16 protein-coding genes and 1 pseudogene are annotated in these 23,259 nt (G+C 69.5%); 6 read left to right on the plus strand and 11 right to left on the minus strand.

Features of this window, described 5'->3' with window-relative positions:
- Window positions 1-113: 113 nt before the first annotated feature.
- The 8 genes and pseudogenes from IE274_RS37695 to eccE all read right to left on the minus strand — a co-directional run bounded on the left by IE274_RS37695 (window position 114) and on the right by eccE (window position 12,080).
- On the minus strand, window positions 114-1,148 hold the full coding sequence (locus tag IE274_RS37695) for an ABC transporter ATP-binding protein (RefSeq protein WP_190120459.1): 1,035 nt from the start codon (window positions 1,146-1,148) through the stop codon (window positions 114-116).
- Entirely contained in the window at window positions 1,145-2,107 is a 963-nt protein-coding gene (locus IE274_RS37700; protein WP_190120460.1) for an ABC transporter permease, read from the minus strand. The genes IE274_RS37695 and IE274_RS37700 overlap by 4 nt, the downstream gene beginning before the upstream one ends.
- The gene (locus tag IE274_RS37705; RefSeq protein WP_229910086.1) at window positions 2,104-3,204 is read right to left on the minus strand and encodes an ABC transporter permease; all 1,101 of its coding nucleotides are present in this window, start codon (window positions 3,202-3,204) and stop codon (window positions 2,104-2,106) included. The genes IE274_RS37700 and IE274_RS37705 overlap by 4 nt, the downstream gene beginning before the upstream one ends.
- A gap of 59 nt (window positions 3,205-3,263) precedes the next feature.
- Entirely contained in the window at window positions 3,264-5,204 is a 1,941-nt protein-coding gene (locus tag IE274_RS37710) for an ABC transporter substrate-binding protein (RefSeq protein WP_229910087.1), read from the minus strand.
- 331 nt (window positions 5,205-5,535) lie between these two features.
- Window positions 5,536-8,694, minus strand: coding sequence for a MinD/ParA family ATP-binding protein (locus IE274_RS37715; protein WP_229910088.1), 3,159 nt, complete (start codon window positions 8,692-8,694; stop codon window positions 5,536-5,538).
- A gap of 735 nt (window positions 8,695-9,429) precedes the next feature.
- Window positions 9,430-9,510, minus strand: a pseudogene (locus IE274_RS40505) (SCO5717 family growth-regulating ATPase); the annotation flags it as partial.
- 432 nt (window positions 9,511-9,942) lie between these two features.
- Window positions 9,943-10,728, minus strand: coding sequence for a hypothetical protein (locus tag IE274_RS37720; RefSeq protein WP_372447292.1), 786 nt, complete (start codon window positions 10,726-10,728; stop codon window positions 9,943-9,945).
- A gap of 35 nt (window positions 10,729-10,763) precedes the next feature.
- A complete protein-coding gene (gene eccE, locus IE274_RS37725; RefSeq protein WP_190120461.1) occupies window positions 10,764-12,080 on the minus strand; it encodes a type VII secretion protein EccE in 1,317 nt (438 codons plus the stop codon).
- A gap of 172 nt (window positions 12,081-12,252) precedes the next feature.
- Between eccE and eccB the strand changes: the two genes are divergently transcribed.
- Together eccB and mycP are read left to right on the plus strand one after the other, a co-directional pair.
- Complete coding sequence (gene eccB / locus IE274_RS37730) at window positions 12,253-13,788, plus strand: type VII secretion protein EccB (RefSeq protein ID WP_190120462.1); 1,536 nt, start codon at window positions 12,253-12,255, stop codon at window positions 13,786-13,788.
- 13 nt (window positions 13,789-13,801) lie between these two features.
- Window positions 13,802-15,061 carry a type VII secretion-associated serine protease mycosin gene (gene mycP, locus IE274_RS37735; RefSeq protein WP_190120463.1) on the plus strand — a complete coding sequence of 420 codons (1,260 nt, stop codon included), beginning with the start codon at window positions 13,802-13,804 and terminating at the stop codon, window positions 15,059-15,061.
- Between the two features lie 25 nt (window positions 15,062-15,086).
- Here mycP and IE274_RS37740 read toward each other — a convergent pair whose 3' ends face one another.
- Together IE274_RS37740 and IE274_RS37745 are read right to left on the minus strand one after the other, a co-directional pair.
- The gene (locus IE274_RS37740) at window positions 15,087-15,632 is read right to left on the minus strand and encodes a hypothetical protein (protein WP_229910090.1); all 546 of its coding nucleotides are present in this window, start codon (window positions 15,630-15,632) and stop codon (window positions 15,087-15,089) included.
- Window positions 15,629-17,563 carry an alpha/beta hydrolase gene (locus IE274_RS37745; RefSeq protein WP_190120464.1) on the minus strand — a complete coding sequence of 645 codons (1,935 nt, stop codon included), beginning with the start codon at window positions 17,561-17,563 and terminating at the stop codon, window positions 15,629-15,631. Before IE274_RS37745 ends, IE274_RS37740 begins: the two co-directional genes overlap by 4 nt.
- 960 nt (window positions 17,564-18,523) lie before the next feature.
- Here IE274_RS37745 and IE274_RS37750 point away from each other — a divergent pair.
- The 4 genes from IE274_RS37750 (at window position 18,524) to IE274_RS37765 (ending at window position 22,661) form a co-directional block, all read left to right on the plus strand.
- Window positions 18,524-18,997 (plus strand): DUF2563 family protein, encoded by a 474-nt coding sequence (locus IE274_RS37750; protein ID WP_190120465.1) that lies wholly within the window; start codon window positions 18,524-18,526, stop codon window positions 18,995-18,997.
- A 1,602-nt stretch (window positions 18,998-20,599) separates the two neighbouring features.
- Window positions 20,600-21,859 carry a S8 family serine peptidase gene (locus IE274_RS37755; RefSeq protein ID WP_190120466.1) on the plus strand — a complete coding sequence of 420 codons (1,260 nt, stop codon included), beginning with the start codon at window positions 20,600-20,602 and terminating at the stop codon, window positions 21,857-21,859.
- Window positions 21,860-21,955: 96 nt separating this feature from the next.
- Window positions 21,956-22,294: a WXG100 family type VII secretion target gene (locus IE274_RS37760; protein WP_190120467.1), complete on the plus strand. Its 339-nt coding sequence runs from the start codon at window positions 21,956-21,958 to the stop codon at window positions 22,292-22,294.
- Between the two features lie 64 nt (window positions 22,295-22,358).
- Window positions 22,359-22,661, plus strand: coding sequence for a WXG100 family type VII secretion target (locus IE274_RS37765; RefSeq protein ID WP_190120468.1), 303 nt, complete (start codon window positions 22,359-22,361; stop codon window positions 22,659-22,661).
- A 167-nt stretch (window positions 22,662-22,828) separates the two neighbouring features.
- On the opposite strand, the gene IE274_RS37770 is transcribed toward IE274_RS37765, so the two are convergent.
- Complete coding sequence (locus IE274_RS37770) at window positions 22,829-23,161, minus strand: DUF397 domain-containing protein (protein WP_190120469.1); 333 nt, start codon at window positions 23,159-23,161, stop codon at window positions 22,829-22,831.
- Window positions 23,162-23,259 lie beyond the last annotated feature (98 nt).

The raw sequence follows: 23,259 nt of genomic DNA on the forward strand, positions 1-23,259 counted from the left end.
GCGCGGGGCGGCGTACGCGGGGCACGTCTTGCGGCGCGGAGCCGTCCGCGTCGTCCGGGGCGTCCTGCGGCGCGAGGCCGTCCGGCGCGAACTGCGGCACGGAGCCGTGCCCGTCACGGCGCCCCCTCCACCCCAGGAGCCGACGGTTCCGGCACCCCCACGTGCACGCAGGCCGCCCGATGCACCGGCCCCGCCACCCGCAGCGTCTGGTCGTCCGTCGTGCAGGCGTCGATCGCCTCCGGGCAGCGCGGGTGGAACGTGCAGCCGGAGGGCAGCGCCGAGGGGTCCGGCGGGTCGCCGGGCAGGCCCCGGGGCGCGAACCGCGAGGACAGGTCCCCGATGCGTGGGAACGCCGCCGACAGGGCCTTGCCGTACGGGTGCCGCGCCCGCTCGTACACCTCCTGCGCCGGACCCTCCTCCACCACCCGCCCCGCGTACATCACCGCGAGCCGGTCGCAGGTGTCGGACAGGACCGCCAGGTCATGGCTGATCATGATCAGGCCCAGGTCCTGCTCGGCCACGAGCTGTTCGATGAGCCGCAGGATCTGCGCCTGGATCATGACGTCGAGCGCGGTCGTCGGCTCGTCGGCGATGATCAGGCGCGGGTCGCAGGCGAGGGCCATCGCGATCATCACGCGCTGGCGCTGGCCGCCGGACAGCTCGTGCGGGTAGGCGTCCGCGCGGGCGCCCGGCAGGCCCACGTGTTCGAGCAGTTCGCGGGCCTTCTTCTTCGCGCCCGCCGGAGTCGCCTTCTTGTGCAGCAGGATGGGCTCGGCGATCTGGTCGCCGATGCGGTGCACCGCGTTCAGGGAGTGCATCGCCCCCTGGAACACGACGGACGCGCCCGCCCAGCGGACCGCGCGCACCCGCCCCCACTTCATGGTGAGCACGTCCTCGCCGTCCAGCAGGACCTCGCCGGTCACCTTCGTCCCCGCGGGCAGCAGCCGCAGCAGCGCGAGCGCCAGCGTGGACTTGCCGCAGCCCGACTCCCCGGCGACGCCCAGCTTCTGCCCGGCGGCCACGGACAGGTCGACGCCGCGGACGGCGGCGGCCCCGGACGCGTACGTCACGGTCAGGTCCCGTACGTCGAGCAGGGGCCGCCCGGCGGCCGCGTCCGCCGTCGTGGTCTCGGTCGTCTCGATGGTCAACGGGACACTCCCAGCCTGGGGTTGAGCACGGACTCCACGGCCCGCCCGCACAGCGTGAACGCGAGCGCGACGGCGGCGATCGCGATGCCGGGCGGCGCCAGGTACCACCAGTCGCCCGCGCTGACCGCGCCCGCCTCGCGCGCGTCCTGGAGCAGGCCGCCCCAGGAGACGACCGTCGGGTCGCCGAGCCCGAGGAACGCGAGGGTCGCCTCGGTGAGGATCGCGCTGGAGATGACGAGCGTGGTCTGCGCGAGGACCAGCGGCATGACGTTGGGCAGCACGTGCCGGGCCATGATGTGGCCGTGGCCGCCGCCGAGCGCCTGGGCCCGCTCGATGTAGGGCCGGGACTCCACGGCGAGGGTCTGCGCGCGCACCAGACGGGCCGTGGTCGGCCAGGTCGTCACGCCGATCGCCAGAATGACCGTCCAGACGGAGCGGTCCAGCACGGACGCCAGCGCGATGGCGAGGACGAGCGTCGGCATCACCAGGAACCAGTCCGTGACCCGCATGATGACGGTCGCGTACCAGCCCCGGAAGTGGCCCGCGGTGATCCCCACGACCGTACCGATCGCCACCGAGAGGAACGCCGCGAGCAGCCCCACCGTCAGCGAGATCCGCGCGCCCCACACGAGCAGCGCGAGCAGATCGCGGCCGAACTGGTCGGTGCCGAGCGGGAATTCACCGGACGGCGACTCCATGGCCTCGCCCGGCGCCGCCGTCACGCTCTGCGCGTCCGCGCCGACCAGCAGCGGCGCGCACACCGCGGCCAGGGCGATGAGGACGAGCGCGACGAGCCCGAAGACCCCGGCCCGGTGGGTGCGGTACTCCCGCCAGAAGCGGGCCGCGGAGTGCCGCCTGCGCGTCCAGGCCAGGGCGCGCGGGCTCTTCGCCTCCCGCGGGGCGCCCGTCTTCTCCGGCTCCTGCGGCGCGGGGACGGAGGAGGCTGTCTCGGTCGTCATCGGCCCACCCTGGGATCGAGCAGCGGATAGATCACGTCGGCCACCGTGTTCATCAGGATGACCGCCGTCGCGAAGACGAAGAAGAGCCCCTGCACCAGCGGCAGGTCCGGCACGCTCAGCGCTTGGTAGAACAACCCGCCGAGCCCCGGCCAGGAGAACACCGTCTCGACCAGGATCGCCCCCGCCACCACCGTGCCCAGGTTCACGAACATCAGGGTGACGGTGGGGAGCAGCGCGTTCGGCACGGCGTGCCGCCGCCGCACCAGGTCGTCCCGCAGCCCCTTGGCCCGCGCCGTCGTCAGATAGTCGCTGCCCATCTCGTCGAGCAGCGACGAGCGCATCACGAGCAGCGTCTGCGCGTACCCGACGGCGACCAGCGTGACCACCGGCAGGACCATGTGGTGCGCGACGTCCACGACGTACCCGAACCCGCTCTCGTCACCGCTCTCCATGCCGCCCGTCGGGAACATCCCGGGCAGCGGCCCGACCCCCACGGAGAACGTGATGATCAGCAGCAGCCCGAGCCAGAACGACGGCACCGAGTACAGCGTCAGCGCGAGACCGGTGTGGAAGCGGTCGCCGAAGCGGCCGTTGCGCCAGGCCGTGCGCGTCCCCAGCCAGATGCCGATGACCGTGTAGAGGACGTACGCCGTGCCGGTGAGCCACAGCGTCGGCCCGAGCGCCGCCGTGATCTTGTCCATGACGGGCGTGTGGAACTGGTACGACGTGCCGAAGTCCCCGGTGAGGACGTTGCCGCAGTAGTCCGTGAACTGCTTCCACACCGGCTGGTCGAGCCCGAACTCCGTCCGCATCGCGTCGAGTTGCTCGCTGGAGACCCGCCGCCCGCCCGTCATCTGCTTCACCGGGTCGCCCGGGATCAGCCGGAACAGGAAGAAGCTGGTGACGAGGACGGCGAACATCGAGACGAGGGCGCCGCCGAGCTTGCCCGCGACGTACTGGAGATAGGCGGTGGTGTCGCGCGCCCGGGGGCCGCGGCCCCGGGGACCGGCCGGTCCGGCCGGTCCGCCGGAAGCCGCGTCCTTGGCTTCGGCCTCGGCGGCGAGGATCGCCGCCGGATTCCGTTCACTTGCGGTCATACGTCACTCGCGGTCTTCGGGGACGTCCGCTTGGCTGTCATCCGCTGGCGTTTCATGCGTTACTCGCGGTCCTCTGCGGTCGAGCGGCGGCGCAGGGCGATCAGGACTCCGCCGCCCGCGAGCACCACCGCGGCGACGGCGATACCGATGATGACACCGGTCGAGCTGCCACCATCGGAAGAACTCTTCCCACTCGCCGGGACCGCCGACCACCAACTCCAATAGCCGTCCTGGCCGTAGATGTTCCCTGCCGCCGTCGGCATGGTGGTGATGGACTTGATCTGGTCCGTGCGGTAGGCCTCCACGGCGTTCGGGTACGCGATGACGTTCATGTAGCCCGAGTCGTACAGCCGCGACTGCATCTGCTTGACGAGGTCGACCCGTTTGGCCGGGTCGTACTCGGCGAGCTGCTTGTCGTACAGCGCGTCGAACTTCTTGTCGCAGATGAAGTTGTCCGTCGCGGCGCTCTCCTTGGCCTTCTCCGGCAGCGCGGCGCAGGTGTGGATGCCGAGCACGAAGTCGGGGTCGGGGTTCACCGACCAGCCATCGAAGGCGAGGTCGTACTCGCCCGCGTACCAGGGCACGGACACGTCGTCGAGGCAGTTCACCTTCAGGCCGATGCCGAGGTCGCCCCACCACTCCTTGAGGTACTTGCCGATCGCCTTGTCGTTCGGGTCGGTGGCGTGGCACAGGATCCGGAAGTCGAGCGGCTTGCCGTCCTTGCCGACGCGCTTGCCGCCCTTCTTCTTGTACCCGGCCTCGTCGAGGAGCGCCGCCGCCCGCTTCGGGTCGTAGCGCAGCTCCTGGTCGGCGGAGGGCTTCCAGGCGTAGTCGGAGAAGCGCGGCGGGATGTACCCGGCGCCCTCGACGGCGTTCCCCTGGAACACCTTGTCGACGATCGCCTTGCGGTCCACCGAGAGGAACAGCGCCTGCCGGACCCGCTTGTCGAGCAGCGCGGGGTGGCCGTCGCCGAACTTCTTGCCGTCGAGCGTGCGCGCGCCCGGGTTCGTGGCCAGCGCGAAGAAGCGGCGGCCCGGGCCGTTGTTCACCTTGATGTCCGACTCGCCCTTGAGGCCGTTCGCCTGAGCGGGCGTCAGCGCCGGCTGCCCGGCGACGAACGACACCTCACCCTTCTTGAGCGCGGCCACCGCGGCGTCCTGGTCCTTGTACGTCTTGAAGACCAGCTCGTCGAACTTCGGCGCGCCGCGCCAGAAGTCCTTGTTGGCCTTCAGCTTCACGTACTGGTCGACCTTGAAGTCCGTGAGGATGAAAGGACCGTTCCCGACGACCGGGAAATCCTTGTCGTTGTTGAACTTCGAGATGTCGTCGACTTTCTCCCAGACGTGCTTCGGCACGATCGGGACGTCGAGCGCCGCCATGGTCGACTGCGGCTTCTTGAGCTCGATGACGAGTTTCGTCGGACTCGGCGCCGTCACCTTCTTGAAATTGGTGACGAAGTTCGAGTTGGCGGTCGCCGTCCCTTCCTTGGACATGATTTTGTTGAACGTCCAGGCGGCGTCCTCGGCCGTGGCCTTCTTCCCGTCCGACCACTTGGAATTCGACCGGATGGTGTACGTCCAGGTGAGCTTGTCCGCCGACGGCTCCCACTTCTCGGCGAAGGCCGGGATCGCGTGGTTGTCCTTGGCGTCGTAGTTCGTGAGGTACTCGTACGTCAGCCGGTGGATGCTCGTGCTGAGCAGGCGCTGCGCGAGGAACGGGCTGAGCGAGTCGACGCTCTGCGCCACCGCGACGGTCAGCGTCTTCTTGCCGTCGGCCTTCGCCTCGGCCTGCTGCGGCGCCGGGTTCAGCGGGGTCGCGAGGCCTGCCGTGAGGGTGAAGGCGGCGGCCGCGCCGGCGGCGAGGAGGAGACGGGGGCGGACGCGTCGGCGGCTCCGGGCGCCCCGGGTGCGGCGTGCCGCTCCCGCGGATTCTCCGGCCGGGGCCGTCGCGGGCGCCGCTGCTGATGACCGTGTTCTGCCGTGCTGATCTTTTGTGTCCATGGATCGGTGACCTCGCGTCATCGCTTGCGCAGAGATGGCTGGTTACGGCTACGTGATCAAGGAACGTCAGGTGGTTGATGTGTGTGTATCAGCGCCGGTCATCGCGCGTCAACGGCCGGTGAACCCCATGTGGCCTGCGGAAATAACGAGTTGACCGGGAATTCATCCGCATTGGTCAAGACCTCTGATGCTGTGCTGGCCAGAGGGTGGCATGGGAAAGCGCGCTGTCTTTCCGCTGGCGGGGCGGGTGGGGTGCCGGGTGGGGTGCCGGGTGGGAAAACGCGAGGGCCCGCGCCGGGGGTGGCGCGGGCCCTGGGGGTGAGGGGGCTGGCTACTGCTGCTGGGGTGGCTGGGGCTGGGCCTGCGGCGGCTGGGCCTGGGGCTGGGCCTGCGGCGGCTGGGGCTGGGCCTGGGGCGGCTGCCAGCCCTGCGGGCCACCGGACGGCTGCCAGCCCTGCGGGCCACCGGCCGGGGGCTGGGGCTGCTGGTGCGGCGGCTGGGGCTGATGCGCGGGCTGGTGGTGCGGCGGCTGGTGCTGCGGCTGGTGCTGGGGGGTCACCCCGCCCTGCGGCGGCTGCGCACCTTCCTGCGGAATGGTTGCGTACGGCTGCTGCGCGCCCCCTGGATACCCCCCCTGCCCCGGCAGCGGCGGAGCCACCCGCGGCGGCGGGTTGCCGTCCGACGTCCACAGCCCCTGTGCCTGCTGCGCCCGTACGAAGTCCTCGGCCACCATCGCCGACAGGTTGAAGTACGCCTCCCGCACCTTCGGCCGCATCATGTCCAGATTGACCTCGGCCCCGGCGGACAGGTGCTCGTCGAAGGGCACCACGACAACCCCCCGGCACCGCGTCTCGAAGTGGGACACGATGTCCTCCACCTTGATCATCTTGCCGGTCTCGCGGACCCCGGAGATGACGGTGATGGACCGCGAGACGAGGTCGGCGTACCCGTGCGCGGACAGCCAGTCCAGCGTCGTCGACGCGCTGCTCGCCCCGTCCACGGACGGCGTGGAGATGATGATGAGCTGGTCGGCGAGGTCGAGCACCCCGCGCATCGCGCTGTAGAGCAGCCCGGTGCCGGAGTCCGTCAGGATGATCGGGTACTGCTTGCCGAGCACGTCGATCGCGCGCCGGTAGTCCTCGTCGTTGAAGGTCGTGGACACGGCCGGGTCGACGTCGTTGGCGATGATCTCCAGGCCGGACGGCGCCTGCGAGGTGAAGCGCCGGATGTCCATGTACGAGTTGAGGTACGGGATCGCCTGGACCAGGTCGCGGATGGTCGCGCCGGTCTCACGCCGCACGCGCCGCCCGAGCGTACCGGCGTCCGGGTTGGCGTCGATGGCGAGGATCTTGTCCTGCCGCTCGCTGGCCAGCGTCGAGCCGAGCGCGGTCGTCGTGGTGGTCTTGCCGACGCCGCCCTTGAGGGAGATGACCGCGATGCGGTAGCAGGACAGGACGGGGGTGCGGATCAGCTCCAGCTTGCGCTGGCGCTCGGCCTCCTCCTTCTTCCCGCCGAACTTGAACCGCGACCCACCACCCGCGGGCCGACTGCTCTTCGCCTTCTGCTTCTTGTTGTTGAGCAGCCGGTCGGAGGACAGCTCGACGGCGGCGGTGTACCCGAGGGGCGCACCGGGATTCGTCCGCTCCCGCTGATCGTGCTGCACCGGCTGCGGCCAGGCGGCACCGGCGCGGGGGTCGGCGGGGGGCTGGGGCAGCTGCGAGGCGTAGGGTGCTTGAGCTGTCTGGGGTGCTTGGGCTGCCTGGGGCGCTTGGGACTGCTCAGGCTGGGGCTGCGCGGGCGGCTGGGCCTGGGGCTGAGCTTGGGGCTGAGCCTGGGGCTGGGGTGCCTGGGCCTGCGGGGGCTGGGCGTGGGGGGCTTGCGGCTGTGGTGCTTGTGCCTGGGGTGCCTGCGGCTGCTGGGGGGCGGCGGGCTCCTGGTGCGGCTGCTCCGGCTGCTGCTGCGCGGGCGGGATGGGCTGGTGGGCCTGAGCCTGGGGCTGCGGCTGCTGGCCGAACGGGTTCGGGAACTGCCCCTGCGGGAACTGCCCCTGCTGGAAGGGGGGTTGGCCCTGGCTCTGGGGCTGCGCGGGCTGCTGCTGGTAGGGGCCCGGGAGCTGCCCCGGCACGTACGGCTGCTGGCCCTGACCGGGCTGGGCGTCCTGCGGAGGCTGGGCTTGCGGCTGCGCCTGGGGCTGCGCCGTCTGCTGCGGGGGTACGGGGGCCGGGGGTGCGGCTTGGGGCTGCGGCTCGGGCTGGGGAGCCGAGGGCAGGGGCTGCGGGGTCTGCGGGGTCTGCGGGGCTTGAGGCTGGGGTGCGAAAGGCGTCTGGGGTGCCTGAGGCGTCTCAGGTGCCTGGGGCGCTTGCTGTGTGTGCGGGAAGCCGTAACTGCCCTGAAGGGCGGGGGAGTTGGCTTCGGCCGTCGGGGCCGGGTTGGGTGCCGGGAAGCCGTAGCCGCTCTGCGGAGGCGCGGGGGTCTCGGCGGGCGGCGTGGGGGCCGGGAAGCCGTAACCGCTCTGCGGGGGAGCGGGGGTTTCGGCGGCCGGGGCGGGCGCGGGTGCCTGCGCGGTGGGGACGGCCGGGGTGGTGGGCGCGGGCCACTGCGGGGCGGAGGTCGGCGCTGCGGGCTGGAAGGCGGGCGGCAGCGGCGGAAGTCCGGCCTCGGGCGCGGGCGGCGGGGTCCAGGCGGGCGGGGTGGTGTCCTGTACGTCGTCGAGGTCGGCGGTGGGCTCGACGGTGGGCTCGGGCTCGACGGTGGGCTCGACTACGGGGTCGGCCTCGGGCTCGATCGCAGGGGCTGACGTCGCATCGGCCGCGGCGTCGGTGCCTGGAGCGGACTCGGCCTTGGGGTCGGCGTCGTTGTCCTCGCTGCCGCTGGACCGAGGGTCGGCGCCGAAGGAACCGGCGACGAGCGCGGCAGCGAGGGAATCGATGCCGGAGCCGAACCCGGAATCCGAGTCGGAGCCGGTATCCGAGGCAGAGCCGGAGCCGGTATCCGAGGTAGAGCCGGAGTCGGTGTCCGAGGTAGAGCCGGAGTCGGTGTCCGAGGTAGAGCCGGAGTCGGTGTCCGAGGTAGAGCCGGAGTCGGTATCCGAGGCAGAGCCGGAAGCAGCGGCGGAGCCTGAAGCGGCGTCGGCGTCGGCGTCGGCGTCGGAGACGGCCTCGGCGGACTCACTCGCAGCCTCGCGCCCCTCCTCGCCCGCTGCTGCCCCGTCGACTACGAGAGAGCCCTCGCCCTCAACCGAACCATCGACAACCGAACCATCGACAACAGAGCCGTCGACAACAGAGCCGTCGACAACCGAACCATCGACACCCACACCATCGGCAGTCGAACTCTCGCCGACCACAACCGAGTCGGCCGCCCCAACACTCCCGGCGGCCTTCTCCTCGTCCTTAGCGCCCTCATCCTCATCGCCCCGAGCGTCGTCCGCCCCGCGAGCCGCATTCTTCTGGGCCATCTCGCGCCGCAGCGCGGCAGGGGAGAACCGCATGGTGGCGCCGCTCTCCAGGTCACCACCGCCCAGATCCTCACCCCCGAGACTCTCGGCGACAGGGGCGACAGGGGCGACAGGGGCGACAGGGGCGACAGGGGTGACAGGGGTGACAGGGGCGACGGGCGCGACAGGCGCGACAGGCGCGGCGGCCTGGTCCGTGCCGGAGGCCCCGTTCCCCGAAGCCTCACCGCCACCAGCACCCACGCCACGTACCGGAACGGACGAAGAGACCCCCGCCACGGCGCCACCCCAGTCCGCCACGCCCCCGGACGCCGGAGGGATCACGGGCGGCGCGGGCGGAACCGCGGGAGCCGCGGGCGGCGCGGCCGGAGCAGGCGGGGTGATCGGCTGCCCCGTGGGCGGCGCGAGCTGGAACCCACCGCCGACCGGAAGCTTCGGCACGGCGTTGGCCGGAACGCCGGAAGGCGCACCGGAACCCCCGGAACCCGAGCCCCAAGATCCAGCCGAACCCTCGGACCCCCCGGACCCCCCGGAATCACCGGACACGGCAGCCGCATCGCCATCCGCAGCCGGAACGGAACCGACCGACGGCGCACCGGACGCAGCGGACGTGTCACCAGAATTGGAGTCAGCGGCGGAGACGGGGGCAGCGGCGGACGTGGCCGTAGAAGAAAACGCGGGCGACGCGGACGGTGTCTCCCCGGCGCTGCCGGACGCGTTCTGCGTGTACCAGGCGGGCGGCGCGTAGTCGATGGTGAACTCGCCCGTTGTCTCGGCAGCGGACTCCGCGTCGGACTGATCGTCGACGGGTGTGTCCCAGCCGCCGCGGATCTTGTCCCGATCGCTGTTCACAATGCCTCCTGGTGTGGTCGAGCACGTTCGTGCCGTGGTGGGGGGCGACCGTTCCTGTCGTCCGATCCGCCTGGCTCTCCCCGTGAGAGGGACGCGCGCACCCCGCGTACGGGTTCTGGCGTCGCCCTTGTCCCAGCCTAATCACCAAAAGCACCAGCACGGCAGGCCAGTCCGCCCCCCGGTCGGCGACCGTTACGCCACGCCTCACTCAAGTCCGGTCAACTCGCGCCAAACCACACGGACAAAACCCTCAACCACCCCCGAACCCCGCAAACCTCACCACCCACAACTGACCACAGCCCTCACGATCCTCAGCCCGCCCCTGCCCTCAGCCCGCCCCTGCCCCCGCCCGGCCGAACGCCGACCTCGACCACCCCCAACCCAACCGCCCACCCCATCCACCGAGCCCACCGCCGAGCCCATCCGCTCAACTCAATCCATCCGTCGAGCCGCCCCCAGCAGCCCGATCTCCGCGTCGGTGCCCTGAGTCACCACGTACTGCCGATCCCGCTCGGCGCACCACAACGTCACCCCGTCGGCGAGCGTCGGCAGCGACTGCACGTCCCCGCGCGGCAGTGCGAGAGAGCGCCCGATCTGCGTGGCCTCGTCGGGCGAGACGCGCTGCACTCCCACGAGCCGTGCCTGCCGGATCAGCCGGGGCGCCACGGGGCTGAGATAGGGCAGCAGCGTCAGTACGGACTGCCAGGGCCCGGACACGACCCGCCCCCGAGGCGGCCGCATCCCGCAGTCGCGCACCACAAGCACCGGACTCCCGGCCGACGCCCCCTGCGGCGGCACCCGCCCCACGTCGTGCACGGACATCCCGGCCTGCCCGACCCCGAGCGCCCGCACCAACTGTGCCCAGGCCTGCGCCCGCCCGGTCTCGACCGCCACCCGCGCGCCCGTGGCGGCGGCCCGCAGGGCGATCACCTGGGCGGTCCAGAGGCCACCGATGAGCAGCACGTCGTACGGAGTGGGGCGGTTCACGCCCAGCACGGCGGGCTGCCCGGCGGCGTCCGCGCCTATGACCACGCCGTCGTCCCCGATGGGCAGCGCGAGCAGGTCCACGTCCGCCGCGGAGAGCGCGTGCCGCCGGTGCCGGGGCCCGAGCAGCCCGAACCCGGTCCGCAGGGCCGCGCGGAGACCGTCCGGAGCCGGGACCGGAGCCGCCGGGGCCGGAGTCGGGGCCGTCGGCGGCGGTGACATCGGTCCCGGCATCGGCGTCGGAGCCGGGGGAGACGACGGAATGCTCATCAGCGCGTACCTCCGAGCGGCAACGTGGCCAGCATGGCGGGCAGTTGCTCCCGGTCGAGCCGCAGCAGGCCCGTACCTGAGTGGCGTGCCGCACCCTCCAACGCGCGCCGCGCCGCGACCAGTTCGGCGTCGCTCCGGCCCGTCACCCGCATATGGCCGCGCACCGACACCGCCTGCTGCTCGTCGCGCGCCAGGGTGAGGCTGAACGTGGTGGCCAGCGTCGGCACCGCCGTGAGCAGGGACACCAACTGCGGCAGCGACGGCCCGCCGCCCGGACCGCTGAGCTGCGGCCAGCGTCGTACCCAGTACGTCGTGTGCCGCCGGTTGTCGCAGCGCCAGGACCGCTGGGACTCCTCGGTCCTGCGCTCGGGCGAACCTGTTTGACCGGCTTGACCGGCTTGACCGGCTTGCGCCATCGCCAGCGGATTGGCGCACGCGGACGTGGCGACGGCGGCCGTCAGCTCGTCCTCCGTGAGCAGCGTCGCCCGGAAGCCCGCCCCCGTCAGACGGCTCGCCAGGTGGTCCGCCGACCGCACCGCGCACTTCTGCGCGCCGACGAGCCCGCCGCCGCGGGCGGCCACGGCCTCCGGGCAGCGCTCCGGGTCGAGCTTCAGGGCTATCCATGTGATGCGCACGGCGGGGGCACCGGTCTGCGCCTGCAGCGGTGCGTAGTTGCTGACGGCGACCGACTGCTGCGGCAGGTGCAGCGCGGGTGCGGGCTGCGTGTGCAGCACGACCTGCGCCGACTCCAGGTGGATCCCATCGACTTCGAGGGTGTCCCGCACCAGGCCGACGGGCAGCGGCTGTCGCGTCCGCTCCGCGCGCAGCGCCGTCGCGTCCGACTCCACCTGCAGGACGACCGTCAGGAAGCTGCCGTCGCCGATCATTCCGATGGGCCGCCGGTCCTGGTCCTTGCCGCGGCTGTACGTGTACGTCCGCAGCGACGGGTCGCACTCCACGGCCGGCGCGAGCCCCGGCTCCGTACCCGTCGGCACCGGTGTGGCAGCGGCGCGACGTCTGCGCGCCCGCAAGGCCCAGGCGGCCGCGAGCAGTTCGGGCAGGGAGCGGCCACGCAGCCGTACCGCCGCGAGCAGGACGAGCACAGCGGCGACCGCGCCCGCGGGGACGAGGGCCACCGGTGAGATCACCCAGGCGGCGAGCAGCAGGGCCGCCGCGATCTCCACCAGTGCCAATTGTCGCAGCCGCAATGAACCGGAGCGCCCGGAACGGAACTTCAGGTGGTGCACCACCGTCCCTCGGCCAGGCGCCTGGCCGGATGTCGCCGGTGGCCGCGCCCGCGTAGCGGAAGCCGTCATTCCAAACCCCCCGAATCTCCCGAAAAACGGTGCAGGGCAAGCCTCTTGAGCCTCCCGAACCTTACCCGGCTCACACGCGTGATTACTCAACAGGCATAGTAGGAGCTCGGTCTGACAACGGCCGAGGGGGGACGTCGACCCCCGGCGCTGCACAAGGGGGACCCGGACGCTCATGGCATCACGGCGCGACGAACTCAACGCCTACACGTTTGCGAAGCGTCGTACGCTCGCTGCCTTCATCCAGCCCACGCCGTCGGGTTCGGAGGAAAGCGCGCCGCGACCGCTGCGCGGGGTGGTGCCCGGCATCGTCGTCGGGGTGATCGTGCTGGCCGTGTTCGGCGCGTGGGGGATGCTCAAGCCGGCGGCCAAGCCCGGCTGGGACAAGCCGAAGGAACACGTGATCGTCGCGAGCAAGTCGACGACCCGGTACGTGGTCCTCATGACCGACGGCAAGCGCCAGCTGCATCCCGTACTCAACATGGCGTCGGCGAAGCTCCTCCTGGACGCCGACAAGGGCGAGGTCATCAAGGTCTCCGAGTCCGTCCTCGACAAGGGCAGGATCCCGCGGGGCGCCACCATCGGCATCCCGTACGCTCCCGACCGGCTGCCTGCCCCCGCCGAGGCCGGTTCCGCGAAGCGCTGGGCGGTGTGCGAGCGCCCCGCGGACGGCGAACGCGCCATCCAGAAGGCCGCGTTCGTGTTCGCGGCCCGCGACCAGGACCGGACCGAGGGCGGCGAACGGCTGCGCGGCGGCGAGCTGTTGTACGTCGTCGGTCCCGACAAGGTGCGCTACGTGGTCGACGCGGAGGGCACCGCGTACCGCGTCCCGTCCAAGAACGAGAAGCTGCTGCGTACCCTCGTGCGCGCCGAACGGGAACCGCAGCGGGTGTCCCGGCAGTGGCTGGAGACCCTGCACCGCGGCCACCTGATCTACTTCCCGAAGGTGCCGGGCACCCCCGGAGCGGACGCCGAGGTGGCCGATCTCCAGGAGCCGGGGGCGAACAAGGTCGGCATGGTGCTCAGGGCCCCCAACGGCGACGAGACGCAGTACTACGTAGTGCTGCCCGGACGCGTCGCCCCGGTCTCCGACTTCACCGCGCACCTTCTGCTCGCGAGCCCCGACCTGGTCCGCCTGAGGCAGGGGGGCAAGGCCAGGGACGTCAGCCCCGGAGCGATCAGCCCCGTCAAGGAGGAGTTCGGCGCACAGCGCGTGTGGCCGCGCCACACGCCGTCCCCCGCCAATGAGGCCTCCTCCGCGCGCGGCAGCCGCAACACCGTCTGCAACGTCCTGCGCCACGTCGACGGCGACAAGGGCAGGACCACGCTGAACACCTGGGCGGGCACGGACTTCCCGGCCCCCCTTCCCGCCGGTTCGTCGAGCGCGTACGTCACGCCCGGCTCGGGCCAGCTCTACCGCCAGTTCCTCGGCAGGGACACGAAGACGGGCGGTGACTTCCTGGTCACCGACACCGGCCTGCGCTACGCGATGCAGTCCAACAGCGACAGCGCGACCGACGACGCGGGCATCGGCACCAGCCCCGAGCAGCGCAAGGAGCAGCAGCAACAGGAGCAGGAGTCGGAACAGGCCCGCACCCGCCTCGGCTACGCGGACGTGGACGTGGCCCCCGTGCCCGTGGCCTGGTCCAAGTTCCTGCCGACGGGGCCGCGCCTGTCGACGGCGTCGGCGCGGCAACCGCAGGGTTCTTAGGGGGAGTAGGCCCATGTCCGCAATCTCTGGCGTTCGTAAGGCCGGAATCTCTGGCGTTCGTCAGGCCGGGGTGGCCGTCGCCGCGGCCCTGACCGTCACCGCGACGACGGGCGTCCCGGCGGCCGCGGCACCGGCGGACTCGGACCGCTGCGAGTACCCCAACAAGCCGTATGCGGGCCGCCCGTGGGCGCTCCAGCGGGTCCTCCTCGACGAACTGTGGCGCCAGTCCACGGGCAAGGGGGTGCGCGTGGCGGTGATCGACACCGGGGTGGACGTCAAGAACGGCCAGCTCAAGCCCGCAGTCGATGTGTCCAGGGGCCGCAACTACCTCCCGAAGAACCTCAAGGACGAGGACGGCAACAAGATCAAACGGGGCAAGGAGAACGGCACCTCGGACCTGGTCGGCCACGGCACCCGCGTGGCCGGGATCATCGCGGCCCGCCCGGCGAAGGGCACGGGCTTCGTGGGGCTCGCGCCCGACGCGACGATCATCCCGATCCAGCAGAACGACGCGGAGGGCCACGGCGACACGCGGACTCTCGCCGACTCCATCGACTACGCGGTGGACGCGGGCGCGGGTGTCATCAACATCTCCCAGGACACGGCGAACGCGGTGGAGCCGGCACCGGAGCTCAAACGGGCGGTGGACCGGGCCCTCGACGCGCAGCGGGTGATCGTCGCATCAGCGGGCAACGACGGCTTGGGCGGCAACGTCAAGAAGACGTATCCGGCGTCCTACGAGGGGGTGCTCGCGGTGGCATCGTCGGACCGCAACAACGAACGCGCCCCCTTCTCCCAGTCGGGCGACTTCGTGGACGTCGCGGCGCCGGGCGTGGACATGATCTCCACGGTCCCGCGGGGCGGCCACTGCGCCGACAACGGAACAAGCTTCTCCGCCCCGTACGTCGCGGGCGTAGCGGCCCTCATCAAGTCCAAGCACAAGAACTGGACCCCCCGTCAGATCACGGCCCAGATCCAGCAGACAGCCGAACGCTCAACGTCCGGCCACGACCGCCTGGTCGGCTGGGGCGTGGTCGACCCGGTCCGCGCCCTCACCGAGGACGACCACCCGATCGAACGCCCCGTCGCCCACGAGGGCGTGGAACGCGGCAAGGCCCCGACCGCGGCGAAACTCCACCTCGGCGAGACCCCCGAGGAACGCACGGCCCGCATCGCCACGTACGTCGCCGTGGGGGCCGTGGTCGTGGTGGTGGGTCTTGGCGGGGCGGGGGTGGCTTTGCGGGATGCGCGGAGGCGGAGTGGCCGACGGTGATCGGATCACCGCCGGGACCCTCGATTTACTCTGGGGCGTCAGTGGACCAGAAGTCGGATCGGACGTTGGGCTCGGGGATCGGTCCCCCCGCGAAGTTGGGGCCGACAGTCTTGGCCTTCGGGGGTGCTACTGAAGACTTGTCGACGCAGGGTGTCGCCACCTCAAAGTGGGCTTGCCCATCTCCGCCGATGCGGAGTCGCACGCGAAAACCGTCGGGAGTCTCAAAATACGTCGCAGGGCTCTTGGGGTTTCGACTGACATCGATCCTTGAATACCCCTCCTTCTGCCAGTGACGCTCGACCACTCCGAAGAAACTGCCCCTGCGCTCCTCCGAAATGATGGTCATCACTGCTCTGCGTCGGGAAACCCCGCAGTCGCCCTCAGTTGATTCCCCATGAGTCCAATGCACTGCGGGCTTGATGGCGGAAAATGTTCCATCGAGGATCGCATCTGCGTGTTCGGCGGCTTCTTGCATGTTCATCTTCGGCTTCCCTTCGCCTGAGTCCGAAGAGCTTGTACAGCCTGTCAGCGCTAGCATCAGGATCAGGAGGGCGGCGGAGACGTGCTTCATCGAGGCCGCTCCAAGTCGATCTCGTCGGACTTACCGACCACGATCTTGGCGATATTGTCAGCGGACATCTGATCCTTGCTGGGGTTGAAGTAATTCGAGTGCGCCTCGACTCCGCCCTCGACCAGCGTCGGGCCGTCGTCCACCTTGAAGCGCGTGGCGCCGAAATCCTTGTGGGCAGGGTCGGTGCCGAACCAGATCTGACTCGGGTCGGTCTGGGCGTCTTGCGCCATGTACCCGGCTATACCACCGACAACAGCACCGGTAGTACCACCAATGACTCCTCCCACAGGGCCGCCCATGCCGGTGCCGAGAACGAAGCCCGCAGAGCCGCCACCTGCGGCACCTGTCGCAATCCCCTTCGCTTCGTCATGGCTTGGGAGCTTGGTCACGATGTCATTGTCGGCAGCACCGACGAAGACGTGCCCCTTGTCGACATTGAGCTCTCGAGCGGAGTCGGCGCCTGTCCCTGGGCTGCCCACGAGAATGATGTCGTCAGCCCCTGGGACGCCGCCATGCTGTTGCGCGGCCTGGCCGACAGTCAGCGATCCGTAGGAGTGGCCGATCGCGGTGACATGCGGGTTGGAGTTCTCATTGGTGGCCGAGATGCCCGCCATGAACTCGTTGTATGCGGGTGCGCCGGCCTCGGCCTGGTCGCGGACCATGACATCCGTATTGTCGAGAAGCTGGGAGACGGGTAGCTGAGGTGCATCGTAACCAAGCCATACGATTGATGCGGTAGTACTGGACTTATCGGCCTCCATGGCGCCAAGGGCGGTGTCCTGTGCCCGCTGCAATGTTCCGCCGGCGAATTTTTCGTCCAGCTTCGTGCCGAGTCCGGGCACATAAGCACCTACGTTCCTCGCGGTGTCGGGGTTGCCGTATGACACGATTGCCCGACCGTTCCCCTCGTCGCCGATGCCCAACAAGTACATCGGTGGGTGACTGTCCGCGGCCAGCTTGGTGTCGATCCCTCGCAAGCCGGTCAAAATCGTTCGGGACTTTTCGTCGTCTTGCCCTTCCAGCTTTCCCATGAGGAGTTGGAGATTCTCACGATTGGCCTCGTCGCGAACCTCGGCCGGGATGCCGTCCAGATTACCGATCACATCCGGGTAGACAGCGAGGTATTCATCGCGTTGCTCCCCGGTCAAGGCGTCCCACCATTCCTTGCGCTCCGCAGGGGACTTGTCCCGTGGGATGTCCCTCCCGAGGTGGTTGTAAGCCGCCTCTCGTACTGCTTCTGCGTCCTTGGCTGCGTCTGTCCACGTACCGGAGCTGACTTCCAGTCCTGGCCCTGCCTTGAGCTTGTTCAACGCCTGGCTGTAGCGCTCGTCGATCTCGCGGGCTTCTCGCAGGGCGTGAGCGATGCTGTCGGCGATGCCCTGGGCTTTCGCTCGATGGGGGTTGGGGCTCTTCAACAGAGGTGAACCCGGCCCCATGCCGGAGTCGTACTTCCCGGTTCCGTCGCGATGGAGGCCGGGGTTGCCTGAGCCGATGAGTCCGTTGTTGCCCAGGACGGTGCCACCGGGAATCTTGTCACCGGTCATGGGGCTTTCGCCGTCGGCCGGATACTCGATGCTTCCATTCGAGTTGACGGTGTACCCGCAGGATGCGGCCTCGTCCAGCGCATTGTGCAGTCTTCGTCTAGGCGACGCGAGTTCGGCTGCCAGGCCGTCCAGCGTGCCGCGGATCGGACCGGTCTCGGTGTGAATGTAGTGGTAGTTCTCACTGAGGCGCTTGAGGCGTTTCACTGCTGACTTCGCGGAATCGCCCTCCTGCGTCTTGGAGATTGTTCCTCCCATCTCGGCCTCGACGGACTCACGTGCGGAGTCAGCGTGCCGGGAGACAGCGGCCCAGCCGTCGGCAGCGTCAGTCAGCGCGGTCAGTTTGAGATCCCTGAGCAGCTGCCAGGTCAGCGAAGACGTTGCGGCCATGGATCGCTATTCACCTCTCCTGGTGCCGGGGACCTGCACCGCGTCAGTCTCCGCTCCCACTTTGACGTCGATCTCGCCCAACTCCCGGGCCGCACTGCGGAGACTGGGCTGAAGAGACACGCACTCGTCACGCACTGCACTGAGCCGCCGCTTCCAGGACGTGAGCACGGTATTCAAGGTGCCCAGACTGGCCAGTCCTTCCGCCCCACTCACGACCCCCTCGTGGGCTGCGCGCAAGTCGGTCCTGGCCACTCTCGTGGCGGTACTGAGATCGTCCGCCACCCCAGCGGCGTGCATCCACGGTTTGCGTGTGTGTCTGAGGGAAACGGCCTCACGGCCAGTCCCGTCAGCGGAGCCTGCGCCACCAGCCGACGCCTCGTTGAGCTGCAACTGCGCCGACTGCCGCGCGACGGCTTCGGCCTTCAGGTGTTCCCACTCGTCCCATGCCATGCGGGTCTCACTTCCTTGGGTGCCACGGCAAGACGCTGTGCTCCAGCGCATGGCGATCTGCGCTGAACCGGGCTGAGGATAGCGACAGTCGACACCGCAGCAACTGAGTATGCGTACTCAGATGATGGAGTGGCGGACGTGTGAGCCCGGCCTCGACTGGTGCGGCAGGGTGTGACGCATCAACAAGTGACTCGGGCGGCGTCGATGCGTCGTCCGGGAGTCAGGCGCGTGAGTGCAGGATCCACCCTGAAGGTGCGAGAGTTGGCCAATTCTCGACACTCGGCCGGGGTGAGTTCTGGACGTACGAGCAGTGGACACAACCTTCGTGCGGGTGTGGACGTCAGCCGGGGTCGATCGGTGGCTCGTTTGCAACTGCTGTGACGCAAAGCCTAGTTGGATGTCACTCACGGTGTGGCTAGAGTGACGATGGTGTGACGTGCATTCAGACCGCCGTCGGTGTCTGCCGCAGTCGCACGTTGAGACCAACGGGGATTCGGGGATGGGGACATCGTGCTCGAGGACGGGTACCGGGGGGCACCACCGCCGGGTGGTGCTGACATCAAGCGTGGCCTGGAGGCGTTAAAGAAGTTCCGGCGGCGTATCGACACGCTGCTCACGGAATTCGAGGGGTCGGACGGCGGTTCGTCCAAAGTCGGGCACCAGAAGGTCGCCCGCGCCTCCTTCAGCGGCCAGGCGGCGCCTTTCCCCGAGGCGGACGGTCTCTACGCACAGTACGACCGGGTGCACGAGCGGCTGACCTCGCTGTCGAAGATGCTAGGCCAGCAGATCGAGGGCATGGGGATCGCCGTGCACGGCGCGGACGTCGGCTTCGACAACCTTGAGGACGACCTGCGGCAGCGCTTCTGGTCGATCCAGACGTCGGTCCAGCGCGACCAGGTGCCGACCGGGCGCGAGCGGGACGGCAAGCCCGACGAGCAAGGCGGCCACGGCAGCGACAAGTCCGACTCGGGGTGGAAGCTGTGAGCTTCGAAGGTCACAAACTCAACGACATGATCGACCTCGTCGAGCACGCGAATCCGGCCGACCTGGAGAGCGCGGGCGAAGCCCTCCAGAAGGCGCGTGACGCGATCGCCGCGGCGGCCCGGGAACTCGGCGACCACATCGACCGCGTCGACTGGGAGGGCGAGGCGGGGCAGGCCTTCCGCAAGTGGGGCAAGAACCTCGTCAAGGAGACGCATCTGCTCTCCGACTTCGCCGACACGGCGAGCGTCCAGATCACGTCGGCTGGCGCAGGGCTGGCTTCCGTACGCAGTTCCATGCCGCCGCGAGACATGCGTACCGATCCGAAGGCCGTGGACGACATCCCCTCTCCGAAGAGGGTGGACGGCAACACGGCCTACGAGGCCGCGGTCAAGTCGGAGAAGGATCGCCAAGAGGCGATCAACCAGATGAATCGGTTGGCGTCGTTCTACAGGGTCTCGCAGCATGAGATGGCGGGGCAGGAGCCGCCTACGTTTTCGGTTATGCCGGATGTGGGGGTGCCGCGACCTGCAGCGGATGAGAGGGACCCCCGCGAGGTGCCGGGGCCTGTGGTGCCCTCTGGCACGGCTTCTGGTGATGGCGCCCCGTCGACGCCTCGGCCTTCAACCGATCCCGTGTCGCCGGAGCCTTCCGGTTCGAGTAACTCCTTGCCGTCAGGCAACGATGTACGCGGCCCGCTCGCCCTCCCGGACCGGCCTGCTGGTTCGGGACCCGTGGGCACGGAGATCGACAGCGTCGACACGCTGCCTCCTCAGAGGACCGTCGGCCCTCCGCCTGCTTCACCACCCCCGGCACCTGGCCCGACGGGCATCGACAGTGGACCGTATCCCCTGCCTGGTGGCGGCCCGGTAAAGCGGCCGCAAGACGGCCCCGACACCAGGGCGTCCCGTCGCGGAGGCGGTGGGAAGTCGCTGTTGCCTGAGCAAGGCCGAACAGGCGTTGGACGTCCCAAAGAGCCGCTTGGTCTTCCTGGTCGCGGTCCTTCCGGCCCAGGCCCGACAGGGCGCACCGGGCCGGTGCCTCCGACGCGGGGCCCCAATGGCCCGACGACGTCGGTGCCTTCGCCGATGGGGCGAGGCATCTCGGGGGGCACACCGCAGCCACGCGGCCTGTCGGGGCCGCGTCCCGCAATGCCGGGCATCACTGGCACACCACGCTCCGACGGTGTCGTGGGCGGTCGGCGGGCTCCTGCTCCTCTGGCAGGAGGCCCGGCTGCGTCGAGGACGCCTCCGGGGGTCGGCCATGCCGGGCAGCGCGGCGTTGTGGGAGCTGCGCCGCAGGCTCCAAGCAGCAGGGGCCAGATGTCACGCCGTGCCGTCAGCAACCCTGACGGTGTGGTCGGCACACCCAAGGGGCGTACGCCTGCTGGCGGAGGCCGAGGGAACGGATTCACCGCCGGTGGCACGGGCCTGGTGCGTGGCCCAGCGGGCAGTGGCCGACGCTCTGAATCTAGCGAGGACGAGGCCGCACAGCGGCCCGACTACGTGGTCGAGGAAGAAGAGACACATCTGCCCGGTGGGCGGCGGCACGTGCCGCCTGTAATCGGTTAGGACGAGTGAGGGCGTGCGGGGCGTGGAGTCAGGAATGGGCCGACACGGCAGCGGGACTGAGGTGTTCGCGGGGCGCGCGGGGCGCTGGATCGTCTCGGCGGGCTCGGCGGTGAGCGTGCTCGCTCTGCTGTCTGTGGGGCTGGCACCGAGTGCTGTCGCCGATGACGTTCAGTCGAAGCAGTGGTACTTGGACGCGATGGGCGCCGAGGAGCTGTGGGATGTCAGTACCGGCGAGGGCATCAAAGTCGCAGTTGTCGACAGCGGTGTTTCAGAGACACCTTCTCTCAAGGGCCGTGTGCTCGAAGGCAAGGACGTAACTGGCCTGAAGGGCGGAGCGCTGGACGACTTCCTCAGCCACGGAACCACGATGGCAGAGTTGATTGTCGGGTCTGGGCGAGGAGGGGGCCTTAAGGGGTTGGCGCCTGGTGCCAAGGTCATCTCCTTTCGCATCAGTCTGAAAGGCGCCATGGGAAAGGGAGAGAAGGCCGAGAGCGACACCGCTGAAGCCATTCGAGCCGCTGCGGACAGTGATGCGAAGATCATCAGCATGTCCTTCGGCGGCGATCTCCTGTACTCGGCTGAGGCAGAGGCGGTGAAGTATGCCGCTTCCAAGGGAAAGCTGATGTTTGCCAGCGTCGGAAACGATGCGCGGAAGAAGAACCTCATCGACTATCCGGCGGCTTACCCCAATGTCACGGGTGTCTCCGCTGCCGATAGGTCAGGCAAGGTCGCCAAGTTCTCGGAGTTCGGCGAGTACGTGGATCTGGCGGCGCCGGGCCTGAACCTTCCCCATTGGTGCGATGCGACGTTCCGTTCGTACTGCGACGGCGGAGGCGGCACCAGTGCTGGCACCGCCATCGCCTCCGCCTCCGCCGCCCTCATCTGGTCCAAGCACCCCAACTGGACCGCGAACCAGGTCCTCCGCGTCCTCATCGACACCGCGGGCCGCAGTTGGCCGAAGGACAAGCCGAGTGACTATCTCGGCTACGGGCTGGTGCGCCCCGCGCCGAACCTCCTGAAGAACAGGGGGAACCCGGGCCCGCCGGACATCGACCCCCTCACCAACAAGAAGACCCCAGGCGCGCAGGCATCGCCCTCCGCACCTCAGGAGGAGTCCTCGAAGTCCGCGTCGGGGCCCTCGAAGGACGCTGCCGCCGACAAGCCCGCAGAGTCGGTAGCAAGCTCGAAGTCCGATGACAACGACCAGCTGTGGATGGTCGGCGGAGGGGTTGCCGCCGCAGCGGTCATCGGTGGTGGGGCGTTGGCCGCGGCTCGAAAGCGGCGCAATGCCTGAGTGGTTCAGGCACCAGCAGCTCAGGCACCAGCAGCTCAGGCACCAGCGGCTCAGGCTCAATGATTGCCCGACAGCTCATGTAAGGAGATCCCGTTCATGGCCGATGGCCGGAAGCTAAATGACCAGGAAGTCGTACTCCTCGAGAAGGAGATCGTCGACAAGTACGACTCGGTGCAGAGGCAACTCAGGCGCCTGCAGGGGACCCTCGACACGATGGAGGGCAACTGGCGCGGTATCGGCGCACACGCCTTCGACGCGAAGCAGACCGAAATCAACCAGCACATGCAGGCGATCGGCCGCATCCTGGTGGACTTCCTGGAAGGCATCAACGCCAACCGCAAGGACAAGGACAGGCTCGAGGACGAGGTCCGCTCGACCATCAACAGCATTGACGTGCAGTACGGCGGACAGCAGTCGGCGATCAGCAGCTACTGAGCCGAGCTGTTTCCCGGGCCGCCGTCGCCGCCCGGCCAAAACCACCACGAGATGAGGCACACCCATGGCCAGCGTCAACAGGGACGAACTCGCAGTCAAGTATGGCGGACTTGACGCCATCACGACCGAACTCGGCATTCAGGCGAAGCAGTTGGAGTCCGACCTCGGCGATATCAAGCGGGCCGTGGCCAGGGTCGCCGAAGGGTGGGAGGGCGAGGCCCACACCGCGTACACCCTGAAGCAGAAGGAGTGGGACAAGCACGCGTCGGCGATCCACACCGCCCTCATGCAGATCGGCCAGAAGGTCAGCCAGGCGGGCGGTGACTACCGGGGTGGCGACCTGAAGGGCGCCAGCTACTTCCAGTGAGTCGCCGTCGCTGAGCAGTACGGAACGCGGGGTGGGCATGCGCGGGAGATGCCCACCCCGTTGTCATGCTCGGCGGAGCCTGCCGACCGTCGTGCGTCATGAGCGGACCTTCACCTGCCCCTACACCGCCCGCGCCCCCCGCCCGCGCCCCCCGCCCGAGCAGCGCGCTACTCCGCCCCCACCCCACCATTGTGCGGCGCGGGCTCCAAGTCGAACTCCCCGTCCCGTGCCCCCAGCACGAACGCCTGCCACTCCGCCTCGGTGTAGCGCAGCACGGTCTCCGGGTCGAGGGAGGACCGCATGGCCACCGCGCCCTCGGGGAGGTAGGCGATCTCGACGCGCTCCTCGTGGGTCTCGGTGCCCGGGGCGCTGTGCCATTCGACGCCGGAGATGTCGAGGGCGTAGAGCTCGTTCTTCTCCCGCTCCTTGCGCGCCTTGATCTCCTGCTCCGACTCCTCGCCCCGCGTCCGGCCCGCTGCCTGCTCCTGTGCCTCGGCCATGTGAAGCGACCCCTTCCCGACTTCCCGACGTACGGACGAACTGTGTGCTCAGACTACTTGTCACCGCGTGTGTGCCGGGGGCACACAGCAAGCAACAA

It is taken from the genome of Streptomyces flavofungini, from assembly GCF_014650815.1.
Lineage (GTDB): Bacteria > Actinomycetota > Actinomycetes > Streptomycetales > Streptomycetaceae > Streptomyces > Streptomyces flavofungini.

Bases quoted from the DNA above. Each gene is read 5' to 3' on its own strand.
- IE274_RS37700 (WP_190120460.1), bottom strand. From the start codon at position 2,107: ATGACGACCGAGACAGCCTCCTCCGTCCCCGCGCCGCAGGAGCCGGAG.
- IE274_RS37705 (WP_229910086.1), bottom strand. From the start codon at position 3,204: ATGACCGCAAGTGAACGGAATCCGGCGGCGATCCTCGCCGCCGAGGCC.
- IE274_RS37710 (WP_229910087.1), bottom strand. From the start codon at position 5,204: ATGGACACAAAAGATCAGCACGGCAGAACACGGTCATCAGCAGCGGCG.
- IE274_RS37715 (WP_229910088.1), bottom strand. From the start codon at position 8,694: ATGCGGTTCTCCCCTGCCGCGCTGCGGCGCGAGATGGCCCAGAAGAAT.
- IE274_RS37720 (WP_372447292.1), bottom strand. From the start codon at position 10,728: ATGCCGGGACCGATGTCACCGCCGCCGACGGCCCCGACTCCGGCCCCG.
- eccE (WP_190120461.1), bottom strand. From the start codon at position 12,080: ATGACGGCTTCCGCTACGCGGGCGCGGCCACCGGCGACATCCGGCCAG.
- eccB (WP_190120462.1), top strand. From the start codon at position 12,253: ATGGCATCACGGCGCGACGAACTCAACGCCTACACGTTTGCGAAGCGT.
- mycP (WP_190120463.1), top strand. From the start codon at position 13,802: ATGTCCGCAATCTCTGGCGTTCGTAAGGCCGGAATCTCTGGCGTTCGT.
- IE274_RS37740 (WP_229910090.1), bottom strand. From the start codon at position 15,632: ATGAAGCACGTCTCCGCCGCCCTCCTGATCCTGATGCTAGCGCTGACA.
- IE274_RS37745 (WP_190120464.1), bottom strand. From the start codon at position 17,563: ATGGCCGCAACGTCTTCGCTGACCTGGCAGCTGCTCAGGGATCTCAAA.
- IE274_RS37755 (WP_190120466.1), top strand. From the start codon at position 20,600: ATGGGCCGACACGGCAGCGGGACTGAGGTGTTCGCGGGGCGCGCGGGG.
- IE274_RS37760 (WP_190120467.1), top strand. From the start codon at position 21,956: ATGGCCGATGGCCGGAAGCTAAATGACCAGGAAGTCGTACTCCTCGAG.
- IE274_RS37765 (WP_190120468.1), top strand. From the start codon at position 22,359: ATGGCCAGCGTCAACAGGGACGAACTCGCAGTCAAGTATGGCGGACTT.
- IE274_RS37770 (WP_190120469.1), bottom strand. From the start codon at position 23,161: ATGGCCGAGGCACAGGAGCAGGCAGCGGGCCGGACGCGGGGCGAGGAG.